General features: G+C 65.3%; 19 protein-coding genes. 12 read left to right on the forward strand and 7 right to left on the reverse strand.

What is annotated here, in order from left to right; genetic code table 11:
- Positions 1-93: 93 nt before the first annotated feature.
- The 3 genes from mog to KTQ37_RS09880 all read right to left on the reverse strand — a co-directional run bounded on the left by mog (position 94) and on the right by KTQ37_RS09880 (position 2,969).
- Positions 94-621, reverse strand: coding sequence for a molybdopterin adenylyltransferase (mog, locus tag KTQ37_RS09870; protein ID WP_218630346.1), 528 nt, complete (start codon positions 619-621; stop codon positions 94-96).
- The gene (locus KTQ37_RS09875; RefSeq protein ID WP_218630347.1) at positions 618-1,844 is read right to left on the reverse strand and encodes an argininosuccinate synthase; all 1,227 of its coding nucleotides are present in this window, start codon (positions 1,842-1,844) and stop codon (positions 618-620) included. Before KTQ37_RS09875 ends, mog begins: the two co-directional genes overlap by 4 nt.
- 138 nt (positions 1,845-1,982) lie before the next feature.
- Complete coding sequence (locus KTQ37_RS09880) at positions 1,983-2,969, reverse strand: hypothetical protein (protein ID WP_218630348.1); 987 nt, start codon at positions 2,967-2,969, stop codon at positions 1,983-1,985.
- Between the two features lie 211 nt (positions 2,970-3,180).
- Here KTQ37_RS09880 and ilvA point away from each other — a divergent pair, with 211 nt between their 5' ends.
- Positions 3,181-4,428 carry a threonine ammonia-lyase IlvA gene (gene ilvA / locus KTQ37_RS09885; protein ID WP_218630349.1) on the forward strand — a complete coding sequence of 416 codons (1,248 nt, stop codon included), beginning with the start codon at positions 3,181-3,183 and terminating at the stop codon, positions 4,426-4,428.
- A gap of 3 nt (positions 4,429-4,431) precedes the next feature.
- Here ilvA and KTQ37_RS09890 read toward each other — a convergent pair whose 3' ends face one another.
- Positions 4,432-4,809, reverse strand: a complete 378-nt coding sequence (locus KTQ37_RS09890; RefSeq protein ID WP_236021174.1) for an Hpt domain-containing protein — start codon at positions 4,807-4,809, stop codon at positions 4,432-4,434.
- Between the two features lie 138 nt (positions 4,810-4,947).
- Here KTQ37_RS09890 and KTQ37_RS09895 point away from each other — a divergent pair, with 138 nt between their 5' ends.
- The gene (locus KTQ37_RS09895; protein ID WP_218630350.1) at positions 4,948-6,195 is read left to right on the forward strand and encodes a PP2C family protein-serine/threonine phosphatase; all 1,248 of its coding nucleotides are present in this window, start codon (positions 4,948-4,950) and stop codon (positions 6,193-6,195) included.
- Here KTQ37_RS09895 and KTQ37_RS09900 read toward each other — a convergent pair.
- Positions 6,192-6,635 (reverse strand): NUDIX hydrolase, encoded by a 444-nt coding sequence (locus tag KTQ37_RS09900; protein WP_218630351.1) that lies wholly within the window; start codon positions 6,633-6,635, stop codon positions 6,192-6,194. The genes KTQ37_RS09895 and KTQ37_RS09900 overlap by 4 nt on opposite strands.
- A gap of 96 nt (positions 6,636-6,731) precedes the next feature.
- Between KTQ37_RS09900 and hslO the strand changes: the two genes are divergently transcribed.
- From hslO to KTQ37_RS09930, 6 genes are all read left to right on the forward strand, one after another.
- Positions 6,732-7,748 (forward strand): Hsp33 family molecular chaperone HslO, encoded by a 1,017-nt coding sequence (gene hslO, locus KTQ37_RS09905; protein WP_218630352.1) that lies wholly within the window; start codon positions 6,732-6,734, stop codon positions 7,746-7,748.
- The gene (locus tag KTQ37_RS09910) at positions 7,741-8,337 is read left to right on the forward strand and encodes an NUDIX hydrolase (protein ID WP_218630353.1); all 597 of its coding nucleotides are present in this window, start codon (positions 7,741-7,743) and stop codon (positions 8,335-8,337) included. The genes hslO and KTQ37_RS09910 overlap by 8 nt, the downstream gene beginning before the upstream one ends.
- On the forward strand, positions 8,334-9,479 hold the full coding sequence (locus KTQ37_RS09915; RefSeq protein ID WP_218630354.1) for a CCA tRNA nucleotidyltransferase: 1,146 nt from the start codon (positions 8,334-8,336) through the stop codon (positions 9,477-9,479). The genes KTQ37_RS09910 and KTQ37_RS09915 overlap by 4 nt, the downstream gene beginning before the upstream one ends.
- A 58-nt stretch (positions 9,480-9,537) precedes the next feature.
- Complete coding sequence (locus KTQ37_RS09920; protein WP_218630355.1) at positions 9,538-11,370, forward strand: ABC transporter ATP-binding protein; 1,833 nt, start codon at positions 9,538-9,540, stop codon at positions 11,368-11,370.
- A 53-nt stretch (positions 11,371-11,423) separates the two neighbouring features.
- Positions 11,424-12,647 (forward strand): class I SAM-dependent RNA methyltransferase, encoded by a 1,224-nt coding sequence (locus KTQ37_RS09925; protein ID WP_218630356.1) that lies wholly within the window; start codon positions 11,424-11,426, stop codon positions 12,645-12,647.
- A 67-nt stretch (positions 12,648-12,714) separates the two neighbouring features.
- Positions 12,715-13,227 (forward strand): L,D-transpeptidase family protein, encoded by a 513-nt coding sequence (locus KTQ37_RS09930; RefSeq protein WP_218630357.1) that lies wholly within the window; start codon positions 12,715-12,717, stop codon positions 13,225-13,227.
- Positions 13,228-13,254: 27 nt separating this feature from the next.
- Here KTQ37_RS09930 and dalA read toward each other — a convergent pair whose 3' ends face one another.
- Positions 13,255-13,764, reverse strand: coding sequence for a divisome-associated lipoprotein DalA (dalA, locus tag KTQ37_RS09935; protein ID WP_218630358.1), 510 nt, complete (start codon positions 13,762-13,764; stop codon positions 13,255-13,257).
- A gap of 171 nt (positions 13,765-13,935) precedes the next feature.
- Here dalA and KTQ37_RS09940 point away from each other — a divergent pair, with 171 nt between their 5' ends.
- Positions 13,936-14,544 carry a L,D-transpeptidase gene (locus KTQ37_RS09940; protein ID WP_218630359.1) on the forward strand — a complete coding sequence of 203 codons (609 nt, stop codon included), beginning with the start codon at positions 13,936-13,938 and terminating at the stop codon, positions 14,542-14,544.
- A 42-nt stretch (positions 14,545-14,586) separates the two neighbouring features.
- On the opposite strand, the gene ubiG is transcribed toward KTQ37_RS09940, so the two are convergent.
- On the reverse strand, positions 14,587-15,330 hold the full coding sequence (gene ubiG / locus KTQ37_RS09945) for a bifunctional 2-polyprenyl-6-hydroxyphenol methylase/3-demethylubiquinol 3-O-methyltransferase UbiG (protein WP_218630360.1): 744 nt from the start codon (positions 15,328-15,330) through the stop codon (positions 14,587-14,589).
- A 66-nt stretch (positions 15,331-15,396) separates the two neighbouring features.
- Between ubiG and pip the strand changes: the two genes are divergently transcribed.
- The 3 genes from pip to rimP all read left to right on the forward strand — a co-directional run bounded on the left by pip (position 15,397) and on the right by rimP (position 17,570).
- On the forward strand, positions 15,397-16,368 hold the full coding sequence (gene pip / locus KTQ37_RS09950; protein ID WP_218630361.1) for a prolyl aminopeptidase: 972 nt from the start codon (positions 15,397-15,399) through the stop codon (positions 16,366-16,368).
- A gap of 16 nt (positions 16,369-16,384) precedes the next feature.
- Complete coding sequence (tspO, locus tag KTQ37_RS09955; RefSeq protein ID WP_218630362.1) at positions 16,385-16,843, forward strand: tryptophan-rich sensory protein TspO; 459 nt, start codon at positions 16,385-16,387, stop codon at positions 16,841-16,843.
- Between the two features lie 133 nt (positions 16,844-16,976).
- On the forward strand, positions 16,977-17,570 hold the full coding sequence (gene rimP, locus KTQ37_RS09960; protein WP_218630363.1) for a ribosome maturation factor RimP: 594 nt from the start codon (positions 16,977-16,979) through the stop codon (positions 17,568-17,570).
- Positions 17,571-17,572: the final 2 nt, after the last annotated feature.

Consider the following 17,572-nt stretch of genomic DNA (forward strand, 5'->3'; position numbering starts at 1 on the left):
GTGGTTGGGGGGGGGGGGGGGGGGGGGGGGGGGGTGGGGGGGGGGCCCCCCCCCCCACCCCGAGGTACTTGAGCCAAGAAGAATAGGCGAGGGTTACTTCGCCTTGGGGCGGAAGGCCTTGATCTTGGCAGGATCGGTGTCGATGAAGCCCGCGCCGATCAGGTCGAGGCAATAGGGCACCGCCGCGAAAACCGCGTTGAGGCAAGTGGCGATGGCCGAGGGTTTGCCGGGAAGTGTGATGATCAGCGACTTGCCCGCGATGCCTGCCGATTGGCGCGACAGGATCGCCGTCGGGACTTCGAGCAGCGAGGCGCGGCGCATTTCCTCGCCAAAGCCTGCGAGTTCTTTCTCGAACACATCGGCGCAGCCTTCGGGGGTTTCGTCGCGCGGTGCCGGGCCGGTGCCGCCGGTCACGAGGATCAGGTCGGCACCTTCGGACACCAGTTGGCGCAGGGTCGCGGCGACGCTCTCACGCCCGTCGGGGATGATGTGACGGGTGATGGTGAGCGGCGTGGTCACCACGCCGCGCAGCCAGTCTTCGCAGCCGGGGCCGCCCTTGTCTTCGTACTCGCCGCGGCTGGCGCGATCCGAGACGGTGACGATGGCGGCCCGGGCGCTCATTTCTTCACACGCGCGTTGCGGGTGGCGATCAGTTTCAGGCGCAGCGCGTTCAGGCGGATGAAGCCTGCGGCGTCCTTCTGGTCATAGGCGCCCGCGTCTTCCTCGAAGGTCACGTGCTTTTCGGAATAGAGCGAATAATCCGACCAGCGGCCGACGCAATGCACCGAGCCCTTGTAGAGTTTGAGGCGCACCGTGCCGGTGACGTTCTCCTGGCTCTTGTCGATCAGGGCTTGCAGCATCTCGCGCTCGGGCGAGAACCAGAAGCCGTTGTAGATCAGTTCCGCATAGCGCGGCATCAGGCTGTCTTTCAGATGGCCCGCGCCCGCGTCGAGCGTGATCTGTTCGATGCCGCGGTGGGCCTCGAGCAGGATCGTCCCGCCGGGGGTTTCATAGATGCCGCGCGACTTCATACCGACGAAGCGGTTTTCCACGAAGTCGAGGCGGCCGATGCCATGCTTGCGGCCATATTCGTTCAGCGCGGTCAGGATCGTGGCGGGCGACAGGGCCTCACCGTTGATCGCCACGGCGTCACCCTTCTCGAAGGTCACCTCGATATATTCCGGGGTGTCCGGGGCTTCTTCGGGGCTGACGGTGCGCTGATAGACGTATTCGGGCGCCTCATCGGCCGGGTTTTCCAGCGCCTTGCCCTCGGACGAGGTGTGCAGCAGGTTCGCATCGACCGAGAAGGGCGCTTCGCCGCGCTTGTCCTTGGCGATCGGGATCTGGTTCTGCTCGGCGAATTCGATCAGCTTGGTGCGCGAGGTCAGATCCCATTCGCGCCACGGCGCGATGACCTTGATCATCGGGTCGAGCGCATAGGCCGACAGCTCGAAGCGGACCTGGTCGTTGCCCTTGCCGGTGGCGCCATGGGCGACGGCATCGGCGCCATGCTCATGCGCGATCTCGACGAGACGCTTGGAGATCAGCGGGCGCGCGATCGAGGTGCCCAGAAGGTAGAGGCCTTCATAGACCGCGTTGGCGCGGAACATCGGGAAGACGAAATCGCGCACGAATTCCTCGCGCACGTCCTCAATGTGGATGTTCTCGGGCTTGATGCCCAGCAGTTCGGCCTTCTTGCGGGCGGGTTCGAGTTCTTCACCCTGACCGAGGTCGGCGGTGAAGGTGATCACCTCGCAGCCGTATTCGGTTTGCAGCCATTTGAGGATGATCGAGGTATCGAGGCCACCCGAATAGGCGAGCACGACTTTCTTAGGCGCGGACATGGCAAGCCCCTTGCTATGCTTAGTGGTTTGCACGCGGTCTATTGGTTTTTTTCCTTACGGGCAAGGGTGCGGCCGGAACGAATTGGGGCGGCCCGAAGGCCGCCCGCAAAACGTAGGAACCAGTGGAGTCGGGGGCGATTACTCGGCGGCCTCTTCGGTCACTTCGGCAACCACTTCTTCGGGCGCGCCTTCTTCGGTGGTGTCTTCCTCCGAGGTCGCTTCCTCTTCGACCGGCATCTGCGGGTCGAGCATGCGGTTCAGCTCTTCAAGAGCTTCGGGCGAAAGCTCGCGGCCATTCGAGGCGGCCAGCAGCGCGTCATGCTCGGCGGCATCGGCGGCGGCGGCTTCCTCTTCGAGGGTTGCGATCTCGGCCTCAAGGGCGGCTTTCGCTGCCAGGTCCGCATCGCGGGCTTCGGCCTCGGCGCGTTCGGCATCGAGGGCGCCCGTCGCCTCGTTATAGGCCGCCATGTCGTCGTTGTATTTCGCGACCGCCGCTTCATAGTCTGGGTCGTCCTCGGGCAGTTCGGTCGGGGTCGGCTCCGTCAGGCCGGCCAGATCGGCGTCGATCTCTTCGACCGTGCGTACGGTGGTGTATCCCGCCAGGCGCTCGTCGATCGTCGCGAGTTCCGTATTGGCATCGTCGAGTTTCTTGTCCGCCAGCATCCCGGCCTCGACTGCGGCCTTGTAGGTGGCGATGCGGCCGACCTGGCTGTTGGGCGCAGCATTGGCCAGCGCGGTCGGGCTGGCATGGGCTGCGTTCAGGCCCTTGAGCTCGGATGCGATGGCGCCATGGTTGGTTTTCGTGGCGTTCTTCTTGCCGTTCGACGACTTGCTTGAGCCGCTGAACGAGGTGCCGGTCGACTTGCTCGACTTGTCCTTCGGGCTGAACGAGGTGCCTTTGGATTTGCCGTTGCCGCCGTCGCTGCCCGAGCTCTTGCCCGAGTTGCCACCGCCGTTACCACCGCCTTTGCCGCCGCCGTTACCACCACCATTTCCGCCACCGTTGTCGCCATCCTTGCCCTTGGCAAAGACTAGATCGGCACCGGTGAAGGAGCTGGTCGCCACCGGGGCGACGACGAGGGCCGCAGCCGTTGCGGCGATGATGAGGGGGGTCTTGATACGCATGTGCGGTCTCCGCAGGTTGAGGGCGTGACAGTTGGTAAACAGATGCGGCGCAGACTATGGTCATTTTTGGGCAGGGGGAGGGCGGAAATTGGGTTGCTGCCCGAGTTGCGCATATTCTTGCCGTTTTGCCGCCGCCGCTGCGCGGAATTTTTCCTATGCCGTCAGGGAAAGGCTCTTGCCTAAAGGCGCAACGCGCGCCAGAGCATGAAACATGAGTGAATTTGCCCTCGCCACCCTTGCCGCCACCCGTGCGCTGCGCGCGTTGTTCGATCCGACTCCGCTTCAGCGCAACGATCATCTGTCCAAGCGCTATGAGGCCGATATCTGGCTCAAGCGCGAGGATCTGACGCCGGTGCGCAGCTACAAGCTGCGCGGGGCCTTCACCGCCATGCGCAAGCTGCGCGAGCGCGATCCGCAGGCCGCACATTTCGTCTGCGCGAGCGCGGGCAACCATGCACAGGGCGTGGCCTTCGCCTGCCGCCATTTCGGTGTGAAGGGAACGATCTTCATGCCGGTCACCACGCCGCAGCAGAAAATCGACAAAACCAAGACCTTCGGCGGCGACGCGGTCGAGATCGTGCTGACCGGCGACTATTTCGACCAGACGCTGACGGCCTCCAAGGAGTATTGCGCCGAAGCCCGCGCACATTTCCTCGCGCCCTTCGACGATACGGATGTGATTGAGGGGCAGGCCTCGGTCGGCGTCGAGATCCTCGACCAGTTGGGCCGCGCGCCCGATCTGGTGATCCTGCCGGTGGGCGGTGGCGGCCTGGCCGCCGGCGTCACGGGCTATCTGCGCGCGACCGCCCCGGCGACCGAGTTCCGCTTTGTCGAGCCGCTCGGCGGCGCCAGCCTGACCGCCGCCGTCGCGGCGCGCGAGCCGGTGACGCTGCGCCAGGTCAACAGCTTTGTCGATGGCGCGGCGGTGGCGCGGATCGGCGCGCTGCCCTTTGCAGCGCTCGATTGGGTGCGCCCCGAGCAGATCCTCCTCGCGCCCGAAGACCGGATCTGCATCACCATCCTTGAGATGCTGAATATCGAGGGGATCGTTCTGGAACCGGCAGGCGCCATGTCGGTCGATGTGCTGCCCGAACTTGCCGAGGAGATTCGCGGCAAGACGGTGGTCTGCGTGACCTCGGGGGGGAACTTCGACTTCGAGCGGCTGCCCGAGGTCAAGGAACGCGCGCAGCGATACTCGGGGCTGAAGAAATACTTCATTCTGCGGATGCCGCAGCGCCCCGGCGCGCTGCGCGAGTTCCTGCAGATGCTTGGCCCCGACGACGATATCGCACGGTTCGAGTATCTCAAGAAATCGGCGCGCAACTTCGGTTCGGTCCTGATCGGGATCGAGACGAAGCGGGCGGAAAACTTCGATCTGCTGACCGGCAAGCTCGACACGGCCGGGTTCACTTATCGCGACATCACCGAAGATGAGACGCTGGCCGAGTTCCTGGTCTGAGGCTCAGGCGGCCAGAACCGTCTCGATCCGCGCGAGGAACATCGCCTTGGAGTCGGAATAGCACGCCAGGATGGCGGCCAGGTCGATGGCCTCGGCATGGCCCGCCGCGGCCTTTCGCTCGCCGTCTTGACACAGCGCGCCGAAGTCGCGAAAGCCGAGGTTCCAGGCCGAGCCTTTCAGGAAATGCAGGTCTTCTTCGAGCAGGTCGGGTGCGCGGCCAAGGCGCATGGTGACGGTTTCGACCTCGTCGAGGAAAAGCTCAAGCACCTCGGCCAATCCGTCGGCTCCGATCTCCGTATGCAGGTCGAGAACTCTTTGCCAATCAATCACCGTGACCTCCGACGCACTGAAACCCTGACTGACCTGCAGGTTAGGCGCCATTCCTTTCGCAAGCTTTAATGCCGTGGTGCGCGGCGATTCACGCGATCTTAAACCCCGCCCGCGCAGGATCGGCACAGACGGTATTTGTGCGATGGGTCCAAGGTGCTTGAACAGACGATACAATCAACCCGGCCGGGGATGCCCGCGGCGGATGCAGCCCCGCGCCGCGTTCTGGTGGTCGATGACAGCCGGATGCAGCGCCGAATTCTCTCGGCCCAACTGGCGCGTTCGGGATATGAGGTGATCGAGGCGGGCAATGCGGAAGAGGCACTGGCGATCTGCGCCGAGGCCGAGCCGGATATCGTTTTGTCGGACTGGATGATGCCGGGCATGTCGGGGCTGGATTTCTGCCGGGCCTTCCGCGCAATGCCGCGCAAAGGCTACGGATATTTCGTCCTGCTGACCTCGAAGACCGACAAGAACGAGGTGGCGCAGGGTCTGGAAAGCGGCGCCGACGATTTTCTGGCCAAGCCGATCAGCGGGGAGGAACTGCGGGCGCGGTTGAGCGCGGGCGAGCGCATCCTGACCATGGAGCGGCAGTTGCAGGAGAAGAATCGCCTGCTGTCTTCGGCGCTAGGCGAGTTGCAGGGGCTTTACGACGTCATCGACCGCGACCTGACCGAGGCCTGCAAGTTGCAGCAAAGCCTTGTGCGGGAGCGTTTTCGCTCATTCGGGACGGCGCAGGTGTCGCTGATGCTGCGGCCTTCGGGCCATGTCGGTGGCGATCTGGTCGGCTTCTTCCCGATCAACGCACATCGGGTGGCGCTGTTCGGGATGGATGTGGCCGGGCACGGGATCACCTCGGCACTGATGACGGCGCGGCTGGCGGGTTATCTGTCGGGTGCGACGCCCGAGCAGAACATCGCCCTTGTTCCCGCCAGCTACGGCCATTGCGATGCCCGCCCCCCGGCCGAGCTTGCCGCCTATCTCAACCGGCTGGTGCTGGCCGAGATGCAGACCGACAGCTATTTCACGCTGATCTATGCCGATGTCGATCTGGTCTCGGGGCGGGTCGAGCTGGTGCAGGCGGGCCATCCCTATCCGGCGATCCAGCGCGCCTCGGGTGCGGTCGAGTATCTTGGCGACGGCGGTCTGCCGGTCGGGCTGATCGAGGGCGCGGAATATGAGACCGTGACCGCGCGCCTCAATCCGGGCGACCGGCTGTTCCTGATGTCGGACGGGATCACCGAAGCCGCCGACGCAGACGCGAACCTGTTGGGCGAAGAGGGGCTGGCCAAAATTATCGAGGCCGCTGCCGGGCTGCGCGGCGAGGCGTTTCTGAACGCGGTTTATGAAAAGATCGATCGCTTCGCCGGGGGGGTGCTGGCCGACGATGTCTCGGGCGTGCTGTTCGAATTCGACGAGATGCGCGGGTTGTTCGTCTAAAGCCCCGCCAGCGCCTGCGCCAGAAAGTGCCGGTCGCCTGAATTCGCGAGCTGTTCCAGCGCGACCCCAGGCTCCATCCAGATCGCGCTATGGCCGGCCTCGGTCGGCGGACCAAGGCGCAGGACGGGGCGGGCCACGTAGATCATGCACAGCTTCTCGGCCCAGAGATCGTATTCGGGCATGTAGACAAAACGCCGGTAGGTGCCGATCCGGCGCGGGGTGGCGATGCTCCAGCCGGTTTCCTCGTAAACCTCGCGGTGCAGGGCGCGCACCGGGCTTTCGCCGGGGTCGATGCCGCCGCCGGGCAGCTGAAACTCGGGCGTGGGCTCGGCCTGATGGGTGACAAGCAGCGCGCCGTCGCGCATCAGCACGGCATAGGCGCCGGGGCGGCGGCGATACGTGCGCTCATGCACGATGGGCTCTCCAAACCTGCGGATCATCCCGGCTCCTTGCCCCCTTGGGTCTTTCGGCTGTTGCGCCTATATAGGCGCGGTATGCCAGCCTTCGGGCTGATGGAAAACCCCCAAGGAACCCGCATGACCACGCTATCTCAAATCGCATGGGACGATACTGTCCTGCCGTTCCAGCTCGACCGTTCCGACGTGCGCGGCCGGGTGGCGCGGCTGGATGGCGTTCTTGAGCAGGTCCTGGCGCAGCACGATTATCCCGCGATCGTCGAGGCGCTGGTGGCCGAGGTCGCCCTGCTGACCGCGATGATCGGCCAGACGATCAAGCTGCGCTGGAAGCTGTCGATCCAGGTGCGCGGCAATGGCCCGATCCGTATCCTCGCGACGGACTATTACGGCCCCACCTCCGATGGCCAGCCCGCCCGTATCCGTGGCTGGGCCAGTTTTGACGCCGAGCGGCTCGACCCCGAGGTCGACCCGTTCAGCCAGATCGGCGACGGCTACTTTGCCATCCTGATCGATCAGGGCGAGGGCACCGTACCCTATCAGGGTATCACGCCTTTGGCTGGCGGTTCGCTGAGCACCTGCGCGCAGACCTATTTCGCGCAGTCCGAGCAGCTGCCCACGCGCTTTGCCATTTCTTACGGCCGCTCGACCCTGCCGGGGCAGGGAGAGCATTGGCGTGCCGGTGGCGTGATGTTGCAGGTGATGCCCAAGGCCTCGCCCTTCGCGGCCAAGGAAGGTTCGGGTGAGGCGGGGCTGTTGCAAAACACCGATATTCTCGAAGGCGATGAGGAAGAGAACTGGAACCGCGTGAACCACCTGCTCGATACCGTCGAGGAGATGGAGCTGATCGGCCCCACGGTGCATCCGACCGACCTTCTGGTGCGGCTGTTCCACGAAGAAGGCCCGCGCGTCTTCGATCCGCAGCGCATCGAGTTCGGCTGCACCTGCTCGGAGTCGCGGGTGCGCGACAGTCTGGCGATCTATTCGGCCAAGGATATTCGTCACATGACGACCGAGGATGGCCGCGTCACCGCCGATTGCCAGTTCTGTGGCGCGCATTACGAATTCGACCCGCAAAGCCTTGGGTTCGAGGCGACGGTCAACCCCGATGGCAGCCCGAAGGAGTCAGTCGATGAGTGATCCGCTTGCCCCGGTCCTGGCCGCTCTGGCCCGTCCGGGGCGGCCCTCGTCGGATTACGATCTCAATCCGGGGGTCGTCCTGCCGGACAACCGCGTGCTGCGCCCGGCCGCCGTTCTGGTGGCCTTCGAGGCCACGCGCGATGGCTTGCAGCTTTACCTGACCAAGCGCAGCTCGCATCTCAAGCACCACCCCGGCCAGATCGCCTTTCCCGGCGGCAAGCAGGAGCCCGAGGACAGCGGCCCGATTGAGGCCGCCCTGCGCGAGGCGCAGGAGGAGATCGGCCTGCCGCCCGGCAATCTGGAGATTCTCGGCACGCTCGAGGCGCATGAAACCGTCACAAGTTTCAACGTGACGCCGGTTGTCGCGCGTATCCACACGCCCTTCACCCCGATCCCCGAGGCGGGCGAGGTCGATGAGGTCTTCACCGTTCCCTTCGCCCATATCGCCAACCCGGCCAACTTCCGGGTCGAGCGGCGGCGCTGGCTGGGCACCTGGCGCAGCTATTACGTGGCGCCTTTCGGACCCTATTACATCTGGGGCGCGACCGCGCGTATGCTGCGGGCACTGGGCGACCGGATGGCGGAATGAAACTGACGGGCAAGTGGATCGAGGCGGGGCATCTGCAACAGGTGCTGGCCATGCTGGAGGCGGGCGGCCATCAGGCGCTGCTGGTGGGCGGTTGCGTGCGCAACGCGCTGATCGGCGCCGCCGTGACCGATATGGATATCGCCACCGACGCTGTGCCACAGCGGGTGATCGAACTGGCCCAAGCCGCCGGGCTCAAATCGGTGCCCACGGGGATCGACCACGGCACTGTCACGGTCGTTGCCGCGCATGAACCGCATGAGATCACCACCTTCCGACGCGATGTCGAAACCCATGGCCGCCACGCCACGGTGGAGTTCTCGACCCGGATTGAGGAAGACGCCGCGCGGCGCGATTTTACCATGAACGCGCTTTATGCGCGCGCCGATGGCACGGTGCTTGATCCGCTCGGGCAGGGGCTGGCTGATCTGGCCGCGCGGCATCTGCGTTTCGTCGGCGATCCCGATCAGCGCATCCGCGAGGATTACCTGCGCATCCTGCGCTTCTTCCGTTTCACCGCCTGGTATGGCGACCCCGCACTCGGCATCGACCCCGAGGGGCTGGCGGCCTGCGCCGAACACGCGCTTGGCCTTGATGGCCTCTCGCGCGAGCGGGTGGGGCATGAGATGCGCAGGCTGTTGGCCGCGCCCGATCCTGCGCCCGCACTGGCCGCGATGCAGGCGACCGGGGTTCTCGCCCATGTGCTGCCCGGCGCCGATAGCCGCGTGATCGCGCCGCTCGTGCATCTTGAGGCGGGCACCGCGCCTGCCTTCCTGCGCCGCCTTGTCGCGCTTGGTGGCGAAGATCCGGCCGAGCGGCTGCGCCTGTCCAAGGCCGAGCTGCGCGGGCTTGAGCAGATTCGCGCCGCACTGCAAAGCGATGCGCCGCCCGCCGCCCTTGGCTATCGCTTTGGCGCAGATCCAGCCGCTGATGCAATGCTGATCCGCGCGGCCTCGCTTAGCCAGCCGCTGGCGGATGATTGGCGCGCGCCGATCCTGCGCGGCGCGGCGCAGGTTTTCCCCGTCACCGCCTCCGATCTGATGCCCGGCCTTCAGGGACCGGCCCTTGGCGCGCGGCTGCGCGCGCTTGAGACCCGCTGGATCGCCGAGGATTTCCAACCGACCCGCGACGATCTGCTCAGCTAGGCCGCTCTTTCCCTTTGGTGCCCCAGACATATATCCTGCGGGTGAAAGTGAGAATGTGATGATCGACGCCTTCCGCCCCGCCGAGGGGCCGCCGCCGCAACGTTTGGGCGCCTTTTTCCGCTGGAGCCTGACCGGGGCCTGGCCCGCCCTGATTGTTGCGGGAACCATGTCGGCGTTTGCGGGCTCGATGGAGGTGGTTTCGGCCTGGTTGTTGGGCCGGGTGGTCGATACCGCCACCTCCGCCGACCCCGCCACGGTCTTTGCCGAGCACTGGACGCTGCTGGTCGGCTTCGTAATCTTCTACCTCGTGCTGCGGCCCGTGGCTTTCGGGCTGTCGTCCTCGACCTCGAACCTGCTCATCAACCCCAATGTGATGCCGCTGGTGCTGTCGCGGCTGCACCGCTGGACGATGGGCCAGTCGGTCACCTTCTTCGACAATGATTTCGCGGGGCGCATCGCGCAAAAGCAGATGCAGACCGCGCGGGCGGTGACCGATGTGGCCTCGGAGATGGTCAACACGGTGATGTTCGCGCTGGCCTCGGTTATCGGTTCGATCGCGCTTCTCATGGGGATCGACAAATGGGGCGCGCTGGCGCTGGCGGTCTGGATGGTGCTTTACTTCCTGCTGATCCGAGCCTTCCTGCCGCGCGTCCGCGCCCGCTCGAAAGAGCGTGCCTCGGCCCGCGCCATGGTAACGGGGCAGGTGGTCGACACGATCACCAATATCAAGACGGTCAAGCTCTTCGCCCATTCCGATCACGAAGACCGTGCGGCCCTTGGCGCGATGGAGAAATTCCGCCTGAAGGCGCGCGAGTTCGGCGTGATCCAGACCTGGTATCGCACGACGCAGATGGCGTTTTCCGGGCTTCTGCCAGTGATTCTGGTGGGGACGGCGATCCTGATGTGGCAGCGCGGGCAGGCTTCGGTCGGGGATATCGCGGCGGCGGGTGCGGTGTCGATCCGTATTGCGCAGATGTCGGGGTGGGTCTCGCAGGCGCTGATGGGCATGTGGGGCAATATCGGCGAGGTCGAGGACGGCATGCGCACCCTTACCCCCGCCCATACGCTGAGCGACGCGCCCGATGCGCGCGTGATCACCGCCTCGCGCGGCGAGATCGCCTTTGACCATGTCAGCTTCGCCTATGGGCGGCGCACCGGCGGGGTCGAGGATATCGCGCTGACCATCCACCCCGGAGAGCGGATCGGCATCGTCGGTGCCTCGGGTGCCGGGAAATCGACCCTCGTCGCGCTGCTCTTGCGGCTTTACGACGCCGAGAAGGGCGCGGTGCTGATCGACGGGCAGGATCTGCGCGGCCTGACGCAGGAAAGCCTGCGCCGCCAGATCGCCATGGTCACGCAGGAAACCGCGATGTTCAACCGCTCGGCGCGCGAGAATATCCTTTACGGCCGCCCCGACGCCACCGACGCCGAGCTGATCGCCGCAGCCAAGGCCGCCGAGGCGCATGAGTTCATCGAGGGCCTCGCCGATCACACCGGCAAGCGCGGCTATGACGCGGCTTTGGGTGAGCGCGGGGTGAAGCTGTCGGGCGGGCAGCGTCAGCGGATCGCCCTTGCGCGCGCCTTCCTCAAGGATGCGCCGATTCTGGTGCTCGATGAGGCGACGTCGGCGCTTGATAGCGAGGTCGAGGCCTCGATCCAGCAGGCGCTGTCGCGGGTGATGGCGGGCAAGACCGTGCTGGCCATCGCGCACCGGCTGTCGACTATCGCGCAGATGGACCGGATCGTGGTGATGGATCAGGGCCGTATCGTCGAGCAGGGCAGCCATGCCGAACTGCTCGAACGCGGCGGGCTTTATGCGCGCTACTGGAACCGCCAGTCGGGTGGATTCATCGGCACGGATGAGGATGCGCAAATCGAAGCCGCGCAATAAGCCTTGGCGCGCGCCCCCGCCCCCTGCTAATCGGGCGGCAAAAGGGGATTGCCATGTTGCTCACCATCGAACGCCTCTCGCTGCATGCCGATGCGGTTGCCCACGGCCCCGAGGGGACCGTGCATGTCGCCATGGCCCTGCCGGGCGAGCAGGTCGAGGGTGAGGCCGAGGGCGGTCGCATCGCGCAACCCAAGATCGTCACCCCCTCGCCCGAGCGCGTGAAAGCGCCCTGTCCGCATTACCGCGCCTGCGGGGGATGCGTGCTGCAACATGCCTCGGATGCTTTCGTTGCACGCTGGAAGGCCGAGGTGGTCGAGAATGCGCTGTCGGTGCGTGGGATCGCCGCGCAGGTGGCGCGGGTCGAGACCTCGCCGCTCCATGCCCGCCGCCGCGCGACGCTGGCCGGGCGGCGTACCAAGAAGGGCACGCTGGTGGGCTTTCACGCGCGGGCCTCGGATACGCTGGTCGAGGTGCCCGAATGCCTGATCCTGCGCCCCGAACTGATGGAAAAGATCCCCGCGCTGCATGCCGCGACTGCGCTTGGCGCCTCGCGCAAGGGTGAGGTGAGCTTTGCCCTGACCCTGTCGGAGGCCGGTGTCGAGATGGCCGCGCAAGGCGGCAAGGAGATGGAGCCGGCGCTTTTCGAATCGCTCTCGGGCCTTGCGCGCGACCATGATCTGGCGCGCCTGTCGTGGAACGGCGAGACCGTGGCCGCGCGCCGCCCGGCGCTGCAAAACTTCGGCCGCGCGCGGGTCACGCCGCCCCCCGGCGCTTTCTTGCAAGCCACCGAGGAAGGCGAGGCCGCGCTGGTCGGTTTCGTGCGCGCGGCGCTGGCGGGCGCCGACCGGATCGCCGACCTGTTCGCGGGCTGCGGCACCTTTGCCCTTGCCCTTGCCGACCGCGCCGAGGTGCATGCCGTCGAGGGCGAGGCCGCGATGCTCGAGGCGCTCGATCGCGGCTGGCGCGGGGCGCAGGGCCTCAAGCGCGTGACGCATGAGGCGCGCGACCTGTTCCGCCGCCCGCTTTTACCCGATGAGCTGGACCGCTATGACGCGATCGTGATCGACCCGCCGCGCGCCGGCGCCGAGGCGCAGGTGCGTGAAATCTGTGCCTCGAAAACGCGTGAACTTGCCTATGTTTCCTGCAATCCGGTCACTTTAGCCCGCGATGCGCAGGTGCTGATCGAGGCGGGCTTTGCGCTGGCCGATCTGATCGTGGTGGACCAGTTCCGCTGGTCCTCGCATATCGAGCTTGCAGCGCGGTTCCGGCGAGGCTAGCAGCCTTTCGCCGCAGCCTGATTTGGGATAGGTTGTGGATAAAACGAGCAGTCATAACAGGCAGAAAATGCACCGTCGTACCGCCCTCATGGGTCTTGGCTCTCTGGGCCTTCTCGCCGCTTGCGGCGACAGCGCGCAGGTCGCGCATAAATTCCGGTCTTATTCCGGCCCGCCGATCACGCAGGTGCAGGTCCACAAGGACGCGCGCGTGATGTATCTGATCTCGGACAAGACGCTGATCAAGGAATACAAGATCGCCCTTGGCGGCAACCCGGTCGGCAAGAAGCAGTTCGAAGGCGATGGCAAGACGCCCGAGGGGCTTTACTTCGTCAACCGGCGCAATCCGAACTCAGCCTATCACCTGTCGCTCGGGATCTCCTATCCGAACCCGCAGGATATGGCTTTCGCCGAGGCGCAGGGCAAGGAACCCGGCGGCGACATCTTCATCCACGGGCGTGCGGGCAAGGACCGGGGCCTTGGCAAGGACTGGACGGCGGGTTGCGTGGCCGTCTCCGACCCCGAGATCGAAGAGGTCTACGCCATGGTCGCCGACGGCACGCCGGTCTTCCTCTTCCCGTAAACGAAAAGGGCCCCGCGGGGCCCTTTTTCAGTTTCCGGTGACCATCGTCCACCAGATCTTGCCTGAAGGCTCCTGATACCAGCCAAAGCCCATCTGGGTCGCTGCCGGGTTCAGGATCACGTCACGGGTATCGACAACTGCCATCCAGGCCGAGAGCGTCTCGATCTCGGTCTCGTAGGTCTCCGAGATATTCTCGCCGATCACCTGGCCGGGATAGCCCGCGCGGCGGCCACGGTCGAGCATCGAGGAGCCGTCCGAGCCCCAGTGCCAGGCGCGGTTCTGCGCGGCCATGTCCTGCGCATGGGCCTGCGCGGCGGCGTTCAGCTGCGGGTTCAGCACGACCGGGGCCGTGCCGCGCACCGCGCGCAGCGAGTTCATGGATTCCTGCACCCGCAGCGGGATGAGTCCGGCCTCTTTCGAGGTGATCTTGTAAACCTGCGGCAAGGGCTTGCCGTCGGGCCCAAGCGCGGGTTCGGTCGGTTGGCAGGCGGCCAGGGTCATGGCGCCAAGCAGCAACAGCACTTTTACAGATTTCATCGCGAACGACCCCCTGAGTTGATCGTGAGTCGCTTACACGCTCGCATATGGGGGCGCAAACCCACAGTTTCGTGAAACGGGTATATGACAAGGGTTTGATTTGCGTCTGCGGCGTGCACGCAATAATGGTGCGTCGAATCGGCCACGACAGAGCCGGAACGGAGTTCGACCATGACCAGCGTGCGCAAAACCCTCGATCGCCGGGCTTTCCTGAGCACTGCCGTTTTCGCGGGCGCAAGCCTCGCGGCGCCCGCCGGTTTCGCGCAGACGCTCGATGCGGGCGTCGTGCAGCATGAGGAAAACGACTATACCAACATGCGGCGCAATATCTCGAGCTTCCGTGCGCTTGAGTGGCAGCCCTATTTCAGCAACCTCAAGAACGGGGCGATTCTGGTCGATACCGTTTCGCGCGCGCTGCATTACTGGTCCGAGGATCAGTCGATCTATCGCCTCTACCCGACCTCGGTTCCGGTGTCCGAGGAGCTGACCCGCCGTGGCCGCACTGAGGTGATCCGCAAGGTCGAAGGCCCGACCTGGTCACCGACCCCCTCGATGAAAGAGCGCAATCCCGACTGGCCGGATTTCGTGCCCGCCGGGCCGGACAACCCGCTTGGCACCCATGCGCTTTACCTGTCGTGGCAGTATTACCGCATTCACGGCACCCATGACACGCGCAAGATCGGGCGCAAGTCGTCGAACGGCTGTATCGGCCTGTATAACGAGCACATCAAGGAGCTGTTCGGATACTCCAAGGTCGGCACGCAGGTACTGCTGATCTGACCCTTGCGGGATAAGGGATAAACGGGGCGCCTTGGGCGCCCCTTATCTTTTGACGCTGGCGGTGACGTAGTTCACTGACAGGTCACGATCCGAGATCGACCAGCGCCAGGCGAGCGGGTTGAACACCATCCCCTTGCGATCGACCGGATCGAGGCCCGAGGCGCGGATCAGGCCGTAAAGTTCGTCCGGGGTGATGAATTTCGACCATTCATGCGTGCCCTTTGGTAGCCAGCGCATGATCTGCTCGGCCCCGACGATCGCGATCATATAGCTCTTGGCATTGCGATTGAGAGTCGAGCACAGCATCAACCCGCCCGATTTCAGCAGCCCCGCGCAGGTGTTCACGAAGTCCTGCGGCACGGCGACATGCTCAATGATCTCCATCGCCAACACCACGTCGAACTGCTCCCCCGCGGCGGCCAGATCCTCGGCGGCGCAGTGGCGGTAGTCGATCTCAAGGCCGGATTGCTCGGCATGGAGGCGCGCGACGGGGATGTTGCGCTCGGCTGCGTCGGCGCCCACGACGGTGGCGCCAAGGCGCGCCATCGGCTCAGAGAGCAACCCGCCGCCGCAACCGATATCGAGGATGCGCAGCCCCTCGAAGGGGCGCGGGGCCTTCAGGTCGCGCCCGAATTGCGCGGCGATCTGGGTGGTGATGTAATCCAGCCGGCAGGGGTTGAGCATATGCAGCGGCTTGAACTTGCCGTTCGGGTCCCACCATTCAGCGGCCATTGCCTCGAATTTCGCCACTTCGGCCGGGTCGATGCTGCTTGCAGCGCCTTGCATGGATCTACCTCTTGAATTCGTCCGGCCCCCATGGCGGGGGCGCTCAACGCGTTATATAGTCTGATCATGGACAGAACCGCAGGGCAAAAGCGCACATCGGGCGCCTTTCTTTACCCGCCGATCGAGCCCTTCGATCAGCGGATGCTCGATATGGGCGATGGCCACCGCATTTATGTTGAGCAGTCGGGCCATCCGCAGGGCCAGCCGGTGATTGTCTGCCATGGCGGTCCGGGGGGTGGATGCAGCCCGCAGATGCGGCGCTATTTCGACCCGGCGCATTACCGCGTGATCCTGTTCGACCAGCGCGGCTGCGGCCTGTCGAAGCCCTTCGCCTCGGTCGAGGATAACACGACCTGGCATCTGGTTTCGGATATGGAGCGGATCCGCAAGACCTTCGGGATCGACGCCTGGATGGTGTTTGGCGGCAGCTGGGGCGCGACACTGTCGCTGATCTATGCCCAGACCCATCCCGACCGGGTGCAGGCGCTGGTGTTGCGCGGGGTCTTCCTTGCGACGCGGGCCGAGCTGGAGTGGTTCTACGCCGGCGGCGCGGGCCAGTTCTTCCCCGACCTGTGGGAGCAGTTCATCCGCCCGATCCCCGACGATGAGCGCGGCGACCTGATCGGCGCCTATCACAAGCGGCTTTTCTCGGGCGATTTCGCGGAAGAGGCGCGCTTTGGCCGCCACTGGGCGATGTGGGAAAATGCGCTCGCCTCGGTCGAATACGACGGCTTTCCCGGCGAGGCGCCCGCCGAGTACGCCCGCGCCTTCTCTCGGCTGGAGAACCATTATTTCAGCAATGCCGCCTTCCTCGAAGAGGATGGCCAGATCCTGCGTGACCGCGCCCGGATCGAGCATATCCCCGCCATCGTCGTGCAGGGCCGGATGGACATGATCTGCCCGCCGATCTCAAGCTGGCGGCTGACGCAGGGCTGGCGGCAGGCGCAGTTGCGCATGGTGCCCGCCGCGGGCCACGCGCTGAGCGAGCCGGGCATCACAGCGGCCCTCGTGCGCGCGATGGACGCGCTGCGGCCCTGAGGGAGGGGAGGCGCGCATGACCTTGTCGGGTTACTTCGCCGTGTTTCTGGCAGCCTCCTGCGCGGCGGCGGCGACCGGCATGGTGTTCAAGCCCGGCGATTGGTTCGCCGCGCTGCGCAAGCCTTCCTTCACCCCGTCCGGCTGGGTCTTTCCCGTGGTCTGGAGCTATCTTTACGTCTCGCTCGCCTATGCGGCCGCGCGGGTCGCCGAGGCCGAGGGCAGCCAGTTTGCGCTTGCCCTTTTCGCGCTTCAGATCGCGCTCAACACGCTCTGGACGCCGGTGTTCTTCGGCGCGCGGCGCATGGCGTTTGGCATGGTTGTGATCGCGCTCTTGTGGGGGGCGGTCGCGGCGATGGGCCTGGCCTTCCTGCAGCTTGATCTGATCGCGGGCTTGCTGGTCGCGCCCTACCTGATCTGGCTGAGCCTTGCGGCCGCGCTGAACTGGCGGATCTGGCGCGACAACCGCGCGCTCTGAAGTTCTGCTTGCGGAATCCCCTGTAAAAGCGTATCTGCACATCAACAGCGGCGTGCCGGGGTCCAAACCTGGCGCCCACCGGAGAAGTGCAACGGGCCGCTCTGGCCCGTTTTTTGTTTTAAAGGATCGGAAGATGACCGACCTGATCGCCAAGACCGCCATCGACCGGCGTCTGGCCGAGATTGTCACCCCCGCCATCGAGGGGTTGGGATTCGAGCTGGTGCGCATCCGCCTTCAGGGCGGACGCCATCCGCTGTTGCAGATCATGGCCGACCGCCCCGAGGGTGGCATCGACGTGGATGATTGCGCCGCGATCTCGACCGCCGTTTCGGCCGTGCTCGACGTCGAGGACCCGATCGAGGAGAACTACACGCTTGAGGTCTCGTCGCCCGGCATCGACCGCCCGCTGACGCGCCTGAAGGATTTCGAGATGTGGGAGGGCTACGAGGCCCGGATCGAGACCTTCGAGCAGATCGACGGGCGCAAGCGCTTCAAGGGCATCCTGCGCGGCACCGAGGGCGACGAGGTGCTGATCGAGATCGATGAGCAGGGCGAGATGGTCACCATCGGCCTGCAATTCGACTGGCTGGCGGATGCCAAGCTGATCCTGACCGACGAGCTGATCGCCGAGATGCTGCGCCAGCGCAAGGATGCGGGCATCATCGACGAGACCCAATTCGACGACATCGAAACCGAAGACACGAATTCCCCCGACGAGGAGAACTGAGA

Origin of the sequence: Sedimentimonas flavescens, assembly GCF_019264375.1 — a bacterium.
Lineage (GTDB): Bacteria > Pseudomonadota > Alphaproteobacteria > Rhodobacterales > Rhodobacteraceae > Rhodobacter > Rhodobacter flavescens.

Excerpts from the sequence above, each read along its gene's own strand:
- mog (WP_218630346.1), bottom strand. The coding sequence starts at position 621 with ATGAGCGCCCGGGCCGCCATCGTCACCGTCTCGGATCGCGCCAGCCGC.
- KTQ37_RS09875 (WP_218630347.1), bottom strand. The coding sequence starts at position 1,844 with ATGTCCGCGCCTAAGAAAGTCGTGCTCGCCTATTCGGGTGGCCTCGAT.
- KTQ37_RS09880 (WP_218630348.1), bottom strand. The coding sequence starts at position 2,969 with ATGCGTATCAAGACCCCCCTCATCATCGCCGCAACGGCTGCGGCCCTC.
- ilvA (WP_218630349.1), top strand. The coding sequence starts at position 3,181 with ATGAGTGAATTTGCCCTCGCCACCCTTGCCGCCACCCGTGCGCTGCGC.
- KTQ37_RS09890 (WP_236021174.1), bottom strand. The coding sequence starts at position 4,809 with ATGGCGCCTAACCTGCAGGTCAGTCAGGGTTTCAGTGCGTCGGAGGTC.
- KTQ37_RS09895 (WP_218630350.1), top strand. The coding sequence starts at position 4,948 with ATGCCCGCGGCGGATGCAGCCCCGCGCCGCGTTCTGGTGGTCGATGAC.
- KTQ37_RS09900 (WP_218630351.1), bottom strand. The coding sequence starts at position 6,635 with ATGATCCGCAGGTTTGGAGAGCCCATCGTGCATGAGCGCACGTATCGC.
- hslO (WP_218630352.1), top strand. The coding sequence starts at position 6,732 with ATGACCACGCTATCTCAAATCGCATGGGACGATACTGTCCTGCCGTTC.
- KTQ37_RS09910 (WP_218630353.1), top strand. The coding sequence starts at position 7,741 with ATGAGTGATCCGCTTGCCCCGGTCCTGGCCGCTCTGGCCCGTCCGGGG.
- KTQ37_RS09915 (WP_218630354.1), top strand. The coding sequence starts at position 8,334 with ATGAAACTGACGGGCAAGTGGATCGAGGCGGGGCATCTGCAACAGGTG.
- KTQ37_RS09920 (WP_218630355.1), top strand. The coding sequence starts at position 9,538 with ATGATCGACGCCTTCCGCCCCGCCGAGGGGCCGCCGCCGCAACGTTTG.
- KTQ37_RS09925 (WP_218630356.1), top strand. The coding sequence starts at position 11,424 with ATGTTGCTCACCATCGAACGCCTCTCGCTGCATGCCGATGCGGTTGCC.
- KTQ37_RS09930 (WP_218630357.1), top strand. The coding sequence starts at position 12,715 with ATGCACCGTCGTACCGCCCTCATGGGTCTTGGCTCTCTGGGCCTTCTC.
- dalA (WP_218630358.1), bottom strand. The coding sequence starts at position 13,764 with ATGAAATCTGTAAAAGTGCTGTTGCTGCTTGGCGCCATGACCCTGGCC.
- KTQ37_RS09940 (WP_218630359.1), top strand. The coding sequence starts at position 13,936 with ATGACCAGCGTGCGCAAAACCCTCGATCGCCGGGCTTTCCTGAGCACT.
- ubiG (WP_218630360.1), bottom strand. The coding sequence starts at position 15,330 with ATGCAAGGCGCTGCAAGCAGCATCGACCCGGCCGAAGTGGCGAAATTC.
- pip (WP_218630361.1), top strand. The coding sequence starts at position 15,397 with ATGGACAGAACCGCAGGGCAAAAGCGCACATCGGGCGCCTTTCTTTAC.
- tspO (WP_218630362.1), top strand. The coding sequence starts at position 16,385 with ATGACCTTGTCGGGTTACTTCGCCGTGTTTCTGGCAGCCTCCTGCGCG.
- rimP (WP_218630363.1), top strand. The coding sequence starts at position 16,977 with ATGACCGACCTGATCGCCAAGACCGCCATCGACCGGCGTCTGGCCGAG.